The organism is Martelella sp., assembly GCF_984369615.1.
The window spans coordinates 1-7658 of the sequence record NZ_CFHTCS010000215.1; the positions used below are offsets into that span (position 1 = coordinate 1).

The following is a 7658-nucleotide window of genomic DNA, read 5'->3' on the forward strand; positions in this document are numbered from 1 at the left end:
AAGAAGAACAAGGACAAGGGCGAGATCGCAGAGACCGCGAAGGCCATGCACGGTAACGACGAAGGCTGCTGTGGAGGACGGCGAGCCGGCGCCGAAACTGACCGTCACCGCTGCCAAGGGCGGCGACGATCATCACGGCCACGACGACGCGATGGCGCCGGACCACGTGACGCTCGGCGATCTCGCGATCGACGGCGCCTTCGCCCGCGCCACCCTGCCCGGCGCGCCCGTCGGCGGCGGGTTCCTGTCAATCACCAATAATGGCGATACCGACGATCGCCTCATCGCCGCCTCATCCGATGCCGCGGGCGACCTGCAGCTTCACAACATGCGCATGGATGGCGAGGTGATGAAGATGTACCAGATGACCGATGGTATTCCGGTTCCCGCCCACGAGACCGTGGAGCTTTCGCCGGGCGGCCTGCACATCATGTTCATGAAACTGAATGGTCCGCTTGTCGAAGATACGGTCGTCGATGTCGAATTGACCTTCGAGAAGGCCGGAACGGTGACCGTGCCCTTCGTCGTCAAAAGCATCGCCGCGAAGGAAGCCGGCCACGACATGCATGACATGGATCATGACCACGCCGACCATGGCGACATGAAGGCGAACTGAGTTTCGGACACCGCACCGACACCGCACAGCCTGACTGGCGATGCGGGGCGTTCCCAAATCGCACAAGAGCGTCTGCCGGGCTGGCGACAGCCCTGCAGACCTGTGTGCGCAAGGCAGGAATTCAGGACATGAAGAACTTCAGAAGGGCCCTCTGGGGCGCCATAGCCGCCCTCTGCGTCGTGATCGTCTGGCTGGTCTATCAGATCGGCGAGACCAATGAAGAGATGATGCATATCCCGATGGGGCCGGACTTCACGCTGACCGCCGATGACGGCTCGCCCATCACCCAGGCCGCCTTCCGCCAGAAGCCGACCGCGCTGTTTTTCGGCTTCACCCATTGCCCGGAGGTCTGCCCGACCACGCTTTACGAGCTCAATGGCTGGCTGCACGAGGTTGATCCCGATGGCGACAGGATCGACGCCTACTGGGTGACCGTCGACCCGGAACAGGACACGCCGGAGATGATGCGGCGCTATCTGTCCAACGTCACCGACCGCGTCATCGGCATTGCCGGCGATCCGGACAAGGTCCGCGCCATGGCGGACGGCTTCGGCATCTACTACGAAAAGGTGCCGCTCGACCCGAACAACCCGGAGGGCGACTACACGATGAACCACACGGCCTCGGTATTCCTCCTGAATGATGGCGGCGTGCTGCAGAGCACCATCGCCTATCAGGAGGACCACGATACGGCCATCGAGAAGCTGAAAAGGCTGATCGACACCGACAATGGCTGAAACGCGCCGGAGGCCTTTATGCGTTATCGGCCTGCGGATCCCAACCGTCAGTGGATCATCGTGCGAATACTGGAGAGGAACCGTCGGGTTCTCTCGTCCTCGGGCGCATCGAAGAATTGATCCGGGGCGGCGGTTTCGACAATCCCGCCGGCTTCCATATAGACAACGCGGTCGGCGACCTGGCGGGCGAAGCCCATTTCGTGGGTGACGACCACCATGGTCATGCCGTCATCGGCGAGCTCCACCATCACGTCGAGCACTTCCCGGATCATCTCCGGATCGAGCGCCGATGTCGGTTCATCGAACAGCATGATCCGCGGCCGCATGCAGAGCGCCCGCGCGATCGCAACGCGTTGCTTTTGCCCGCCGGAAAGCTGCCCGGGAAATTTGGGCGCCTGGTCGAGAATGCGGACGCGCTTCAGGAAGGTTTCCGCCGCCGTCTCCGCTTCCGCGCGCGGCGTGCGCCGCGACAGGATCTGCGGCAGAGCGCAGTTTTCGAGCACCGTCAGATGCGGAAACAGGTTGAAATGCTGAAACACCATGCCCGCATCACGCCGGACCGCATCGAGATTGCGCAGATCGTCGCCAAGCTCGACGCCGTTGACGACAATCCGGCCCGCCTGATGCTCCTCGAGGCGGTTGATGCAGCGGATCAGCGTCGACTTGCCCGATCCCGACGGCCCGCACACCACCACTTTCTCGCCGGCCGCAACCGTCAGCGAAACGCCCTTGAGCACGTGAAAATCGCCGTAGAATTTGTCGATGTTATCGATTTCGATCGCAGGTTTCATCCGTGTGTCCTTGCGGCTACGCCCCGTTCGAGATGGCGCGAATAGATTGAGATGGAAAAGCAGATGATGAAGTAGATCGCCGCGACGAACAGATAGGCCTCGGTGGAAGGCGCCGGCCATGCCGGGTCGGTGCTGGCGCTGCGCGCCGCGCTCAGCATGTCGAACACGCCGACGATCAGCACCAGCGAGGTGTTCTTGATCATCACGATGGCGGTGTTGGTCAGCGGCGGGATCACGTTCTGGATCGCCTGCGGCAGAACGATGTGCCAGATCATTTTCCAGTAGGGAATGCCGAGCGCCTCGGCCGCCTCGATCTGCCCGTCGTCAAGCCCCTGAAGGCCGCCGCGAATGACCTCCGCCAGATAGGCGGCGGCGAAGATCGTCAGCGCGGCAAGCGTGCGGCCGAGCTTGTCAACCGTCCATTCCGGCGGCAGCAGCAGCGGCAACAGGATCGCCGCCACGAACAGCAGACCGACCAGCGGAAGGCCGCGCACAAGCTCGATCACGAAAATGCTGATCGCGCGGGCAACAGGCAGTTTTCCCCGCCGCCCCAGCGCCAGCAGCACGGCCAGCGGAAAGGCAAGGCCGAGCGAAAGCACCGCCAGAAGCAACGTCACCGGCAGGCCGCCCCATTTCGACGTCGGCACGTATGCGAGTCCCAGCACGCCGCCGCCCATCAGCACCAGCATGGCGGCAATGGCGAGAGCCCAGACCAGCAACAGCCGCGCGTTCCACAATTTGGGCGATAGTGAGACGAGCACCATGGCGACGATCAGCACAATCACGATGGTGGCTCGCCATTGCTCCTGCGGCGGATAGAGACCGAACAGGATCAGCCGCGCCTTGGCGCCGATAAAGCTCCAGCACGCCCCGCCGCCCTGACATGCCGCCGGGCCGCCCACCCAGTGGGCATCGAGAACGGCCCAATTGAAGGCCGGGATAAGGCCGAGGATGATGAGGACGGCCAGAACCGTGAGGAATGCCGACAGCAGATCGCCGAACAGCAGCTTCAGCAGCGGCTTGCGCTTTGCCCTGGGCGGTTTCCGCGGCGCATCGGCGGCGGTCTTGAAGGTAATATCGGTCATCAGCGCCCCACCAATGCGACGCGCGCATTGTACCAGTTCATGAAAGCGGAAACGGAGAGCGAAATGCTGAGGAAGACCGCAAGCATGATCAGGATGCTCTCGATCGCCTGGCCGGTCTGATTGATCACCGTGTTGACCACGAGGCCGAGCTCGGGATAGCCGACCGCCACGGCAAGCGTGGTGTTCTTGACGGTGGAGAGATATTGCGACGTCATCGGCGGCACGATGATCCTGAGCGCCTGCGGCAGGATGATCCGGAACATGATGTGGTGTTCGCTGAGCCCCAGGGCGCGCGCGCCTTCCCACTGGCCCTTCTCAACGGCGTCGATGCCGCCGCGGATGATCTCGCCGATGAAGGCGGAGGTGTAGATCGTCAGGCCGGTGATGATCGAGGCGAATTCGGGCGACAGCACCATGCCGCCCCTGAAATTGAGCCCTTTCAGCGCCGGAGCCTCAAGGCCGATCGGATGGCCGAGCCGTCCCGAAAGCCAGACGACAGTCGCCACCCATGCACACAGGAAAATGCCCGCAGTTGCGGCCTTTGCCGGCAAGCGCTTTCCGGTCGAAACCCTGAAACCGGCAACGATCGCGATGACCAGCAGGATCGCCGCGACGATCAGCAGCATGCTGGCGCCCGGTCCGAGCGTCAGGGCCGGGGCATAGACGCCGCGAATGGACAGGAAAACGCCGGGCAGCGGGTTGAGCGCCTCGCGCGGTACGGGAAACAGCGAGGTGGCGATGGCATACCAGAAGAGAAGCTGGACGATGAGCGGAACGTTGCGCAGCACGGTGACATAGGTACCAGCGAAGCGCGACAGCAGCGGATGGGCGGAGCGGCGCGAGAGGCCGACCACCAGACCGAGCAGCGTTGCAAACAGGATCGACAGGAACGACAGCCACAGCGTATTGGCAAGACCGACGACATAGGCCCAGAAGAAGCTGTCCGATGCATCATAGCGGACGATGCTTTCGGAAATCGGAAAGCGCGCCGGCCGCCGGAGATAGTCGAAGCCGGTGCGGATGCCGCGTTCGGTCAGGTTTTCATGCGTATTGCCCGCAAGCCACCAGACGAACAGGACCAGACCGCCCAGAAGGGCGATCTGCATGGCCCAGGATCGGGCCCGTTGTGAATACCAGAGCGACAGCATGACCGGCTTTACTGAAAGGCCAGCGGGAACATCAGCCCGCCGTCGCTGAACAGCGCGTTATAGCCTCGCTCCAGCTTCAGCGGGCTGTCCATGCCGACATTGCGATCATAGACCTCGGCGTAATTGCCGACGGATTTCACGATGCGGTAGGCGAAATCGTCGCTGAGGCCGAGTGCCGCGCCATTGCCCGGATCCGTGCCCAGAAACCGGCGGATGCGCGGATCGTCGCTGTCGAGATAGTCGTCGATATTCCCGCTGGTAAGCCCGAATGCCTCGGCGGCGATCATCGCCTGGATCGACCAGGTCACGATATCGAGCCACTGGTCATCGCCATGGCGGACGGCGGGCGTCAGCGCATCCATATAGGGCGTTGCCGGGAAGATGACGTAGTCGTCCGGATTGTCGGCCATCGTAGCGCGCACGGAAGCGAGCGCACCGGCATCGGTGATCAGCGCATCGCAGCGGCCGGAGAAGAAAGCCTGACGGCCGGCGGTGGTGTTGTCGAAGACGACGGGCTGAAGATCGAGATCATTCTTGGTCGAGACATCGTTGACGACAACCTCGGTGGTCGAGCCGGTCTGCACGCAGACGGAAGCGCCCGCCATGTCCTCGACGCTGGTGATGCCGAGCGATTTCGGCATCATGAAGCCGGTGAATTCGTAATAATTCGGCGTCGTGAAGTTGATGCCGTTGGCATCGCGCTGCAGCGTCCAGGTGAGCGTGCGCGGCAGCATGTCGATCTCGCCGGTCTGAAGGGCGGGAATGCGCTGCTGGCCCGAAAGCGGCACGAAATCGACCGCATCCTTGTCGTCAAGCACAGCCACGGCGACGGCCCGGCAGGTCTCCACGTCGAGGCCGCGCCAGTAGCCATTGTCATCCGGCGCGCCGAAACCGGGCGTGCCCTGGCTGGAGCCGCAGATCAGCCGCCCCCGCTCCTTCACGGTGTCAAGCGTCGATGTCGATTGCGCCAGCGCCGGCGCAGTTAGCGCGGCGATCATCGCCATTGCCGTCAATGTGGTCTTGCAGGTCATGTTCCCGTCTCCTTGTTGGATTTTATATGCTGCATTTGTCTTGTCAGCCTGCGAGCGCAGTGAAGAATCCGTCGAGGTCTTCCCTGAGATCGGAGGGATCTTCCACGCCGATATTGACGCGCAGAATGATGCGGTCCTTGTGGGGATGCGGCATCTGCCGCGATGTCTTGACGCTCATCGGCGCGATCAGGCTGCGGGTGCCGCCCCAGGAGGCGCCGATCGCGAAATAGCGCAGGCCATTGAGCGCGGCATCGAGGCGCGCTTCATGCGCGGCCGGCAGAACGACCGAAAACAGGCCGCTGGCGCCTGTAAAATCGCGTTTCCAGATGGCATGTCCGGGACTGGAGGCAAGTGCGGGAAACAGAACCGGCCCGACATCGCGGCTTTCCAGCTCCGCCGCGATTTCGCCGGCGATGCGCCCGACATGGGCGAGACGCACGGCCATGGTTTCCAGCCCGCGCAGCACCAGTTGCACCGCATCCGGCGAAACGCCGAAGCCCAGCATACGCATCGTGTCGCGCAAGGCCTTGCGCAATTCCAGATCGTTGACGCTGACCGAACCCATCAACAGGTCGGAGTGGCCGCCCGGATATTTGGTCAGGGCCTGCATGGAAAAATCAACGCCATGGTCGAGCGGCTTGAACAGAAGCGGCGTCGCCCAGGTATTGTCGATGCCGGTCAGGATGCCGCGCCGTTTCGCAATCGCGGTGATGGCCGGCACATCCTCGATTTCCATGGTTGTGGAACCGGGCGATTCCATCCAGATCAGCCTTGTGTTGTCCCGCACAACGTCCTCGATACCAGCACCGATACCCGGCTCGAACACAGACCATGCGATGCCACGCGGCTCGAGGAAATTACGGCAGAGACCGATGACCGGGGGATAGGCGTTGTCGGCTACCAGAACATGGTCGCCGGGCTTCAGGCACGAGATCAGCACAACGGCAATCGCAGCCTGCCCGGAGGGCAGGATGACCGTCTTCAACCCGTTCTCGAGTGCTGTAAGCTGCGCCTCCAGCACCCGCTGCGTCGGCGTGCCGTGCAGGCCGTAGGAGTAGCCGTCGAGATCCCGTTGCGACCGGGTGGCATAGGCTTCGGCGTCCGGAAAGACGATGGTCGAGGCCCGGTGGGTCGGAACGCCGAGAGCGGCATAGCCCTCTTCGCTGATCTTCGGGTGGTGAACGCTCTTGGTTGCGTCGCGCATGTGAACTCCTGAAATAACGACGCCATCATTGCCTTTTGTTGGCAGCAGGAATACTGATCAGGACACATAGTTCTATGCGGAAACCTTATAGGCATGAATTTTCGCCAGCTCGAAGCCTTCAACGCCGTCATGATCTCGGGTTCGACCGTCCGGGCCGCCGAGCTGATGGGCGTCACCCAGCCGGCCGTCTCGCGTCTGATCGCCGAGCTGGAAGCGGCGGTGCGGTTTCCGCTGTTCGATCGGGTGCGCGGTCGGCTGATCGCGACGCCCGAGGGAACGCTGTTCTTCCGCGAGGTCGAGGTCAGCTTCAAGGGGCTGGACCGGCTACAGGCAACGGCGGCCAGCATCCGCGACTATGGCGCGGGCACGCTGAAGATCGCCTCGCTGGCGGCAGCCGGGGCCATTCTGGCGCCCGCCGCCATCCGCGCCTTCCGGAAACAGAATCCAGGCGTCAGGATCACCTTCCACATCACCTGGTCGTCGGCGATCCGCAACGGCATCACCGACGGGCAATACGATCTGGGGCTGGCGGCTGACGAGATCGACCGCTCAGGCATCGACAGCCAGCTATTCGGCAGCTTCCCGGGTCTTGTCGCCATGCCGAAATCCCATCCGCTGACCCTTCACAAGTCGATCACCCCCGATCTGATCGCGGAATGGCCGCTGATCGGCCTCAGCCCCGAGGACCGGGCGCGGCAGCGCTTTGACGAGACGATGAAGAATGCCGGGCACGAGCCAAAATATGTGATCGAAACCCCGAACGCCGCCACGATCTGCGCACTGGCGCAGGAGGGCGACGCCGTGGGACTGGTGAACCCGCTGGTCATCGGCGAAGCGGAAAGCAGAACCGTCGCGCTCCGCGCCTTCACGCCCGAGGTGATGTTCCGCGTCTACCTTCTCTTCCCCGCCGACATCCAGAAGTCTACTCTCGTCCGCGGCTTCACGGCCGAGCTGTTCGGGCTGCGCAACCGGTTCGAGATGCCGACGGCGTAGAGCGCCGTGCGTCCATTCGGACGCACAAAGGAGGCTTTCAGCTATCGAATCCA

At 63.0% G+C, this 7658-nt stretch carries 8 protein-coding genes; 3 read left to right on the forward strand and 5 right to left on the reverse strand.

Annotated features, from left to right (window positions below; translation table 11 throughout):
- Positions 1–70 precede the first annotated feature (70 nt).
- Positions 71–616, forward strand: coding sequence for a copper chaperone PCu(A)C (locus AC5DC2_RS15880; protein WP_491699174.1), 546 nt, complete (start codon positions 71–73; stop codon positions 614–616).
- Positions 617–744: 128 nt separating this feature from the next.
- Positions 745–1353 carry an SCO family protein gene (locus AC5DC2_RS15885; RefSeq protein WP_491699175.1) on the forward strand — a complete coding sequence of 203 codons (609 nt, stop codon included), beginning with the start codon at positions 745–747 and terminating at the stop codon, positions 1351–1353.
- Positions 1354–1400: 47 nt separating this feature from the next.
- Here the strand turns inward: AC5DC2_RS15885 and AC5DC2_RS15890 are convergent, their stop codons facing one another.
- Genes AC5DC2_RS15890 through AC5DC2_RS15910 form a run of 5 tightly spaced genes read right to left on the reverse strand, consistent with a single transcriptional unit; the run spans position 1401 to position 6612 of the window.
- Complete coding sequence (locus AC5DC2_RS15890; RefSeq protein WP_230721353.1) at positions 1401–2144, reverse strand: amino acid ABC transporter ATP-binding protein; 744 nt, start codon at positions 2142–2144, stop codon at positions 1401–1403.
- Positions 2141–3229 carry an amino acid ABC transporter permease gene (locus tag AC5DC2_RS15895; protein WP_491699176.1) on the reverse strand — a complete coding sequence of 363 codons (1089 nt, stop codon included), beginning with the start codon at positions 3227–3229 and terminating at the stop codon, positions 2141–2143. The genes AC5DC2_RS15890 and AC5DC2_RS15895 overlap by 4 nt, the downstream gene beginning before the upstream one ends.
- Positions 3229–4335 carry an amino acid ABC transporter permease gene (locus AC5DC2_RS15900; protein WP_491699177.1) on the reverse strand — a complete coding sequence of 369 codons (1107 nt, stop codon included), beginning with the start codon at positions 4333–4335 and terminating at the stop codon, positions 3229–3231. The genes AC5DC2_RS15895 and AC5DC2_RS15900 overlap by 1 nt, the downstream gene beginning before the upstream one ends.
- A gap of 50 nt (positions 4336–4385) precedes the next feature.
- Positions 4386–5408 carry an amino acid ABC transporter substrate-binding protein gene (locus AC5DC2_RS15905; protein WP_491699178.1) on the reverse strand — a complete coding sequence of 341 codons (1023 nt, stop codon included), beginning with the start codon at positions 5406–5408 and terminating at the stop codon, positions 4386–4388.
- 43 nt (positions 5409–5451) lie between these two features.
- On the reverse strand, positions 5452–6612 hold the full coding sequence (locus AC5DC2_RS15910; RefSeq protein WP_491699179.1) for a trans-sulfuration enzyme family protein: 1161 nt from the start codon (positions 6610–6612) through the stop codon (positions 5452–5454).
- Positions 6613–6705: 93 nt separating this feature from the next.
- On the opposite strand from AC5DC2_RS15910, the gene AC5DC2_RS15915 reads away from it, so the two are divergent.
- Complete coding sequence (locus AC5DC2_RS15915; protein ID WP_491699180.1) at positions 6706–7605, forward strand: LysR substrate-binding domain-containing protein; 900 nt, start codon at positions 6706–6708, stop codon at positions 7603–7605.
- The last annotated feature ends 53 nt before the right edge of the window (positions 7606–7658 follow it).

What these genes read in the sequence shown, in the direction of transcription:
- AC5DC2_RS15890 (WP_230721353.1), bottom strand. Translation starts at nt 2,144, where the DNA reads ATGAAACCTGCGATCGAAATCGATAACATCGACAAATTCTACGGCGAT.
- AC5DC2_RS15910 (WP_491699179.1), bottom strand. Translation starts at nt 6,612, where the DNA reads ATGCGCGACGCAACCAAGAGCGTTCACCACCCGAAGATCAGCGAAGAG.
- AC5DC2_RS15915 (WP_491699180.1), top strand. Translation starts at nt 6,706, where the DNA reads ATGAATTTTCGCCAGCTCGAAGCCTTCAACGCCGTCATGATCTCGGGT.
- AC5DC2_RS15895 (WP_491699176.1), bottom strand. Translation starts at nt 3,229, where the DNA reads ATGACCGATATTACCTTCAAGACCGCCGCCGATGCGCCGCGGAAACCG.
- AC5DC2_RS15905 (WP_491699178.1), bottom strand. Translation starts at nt 5,408, where the DNA reads ATGACCTGCAAGACCACATTGACGGCAATGGCGATGATCGCCGCGCTA.
- AC5DC2_RS15900 (WP_491699177.1), bottom strand. Translation starts at nt 4,335, where the DNA reads ATGCAGATCGCCCTTCTGGGCGGTCTGGTCCTGTTCGTCTGGTGGCTT.
- AC5DC2_RS15885 (WP_491699175.1), top strand. Translation starts at nt 745, where the DNA reads ATGAAGAACTTCAGAAGGGCCCTCTGGGGCGCCATAGCCGCCCTCTGC.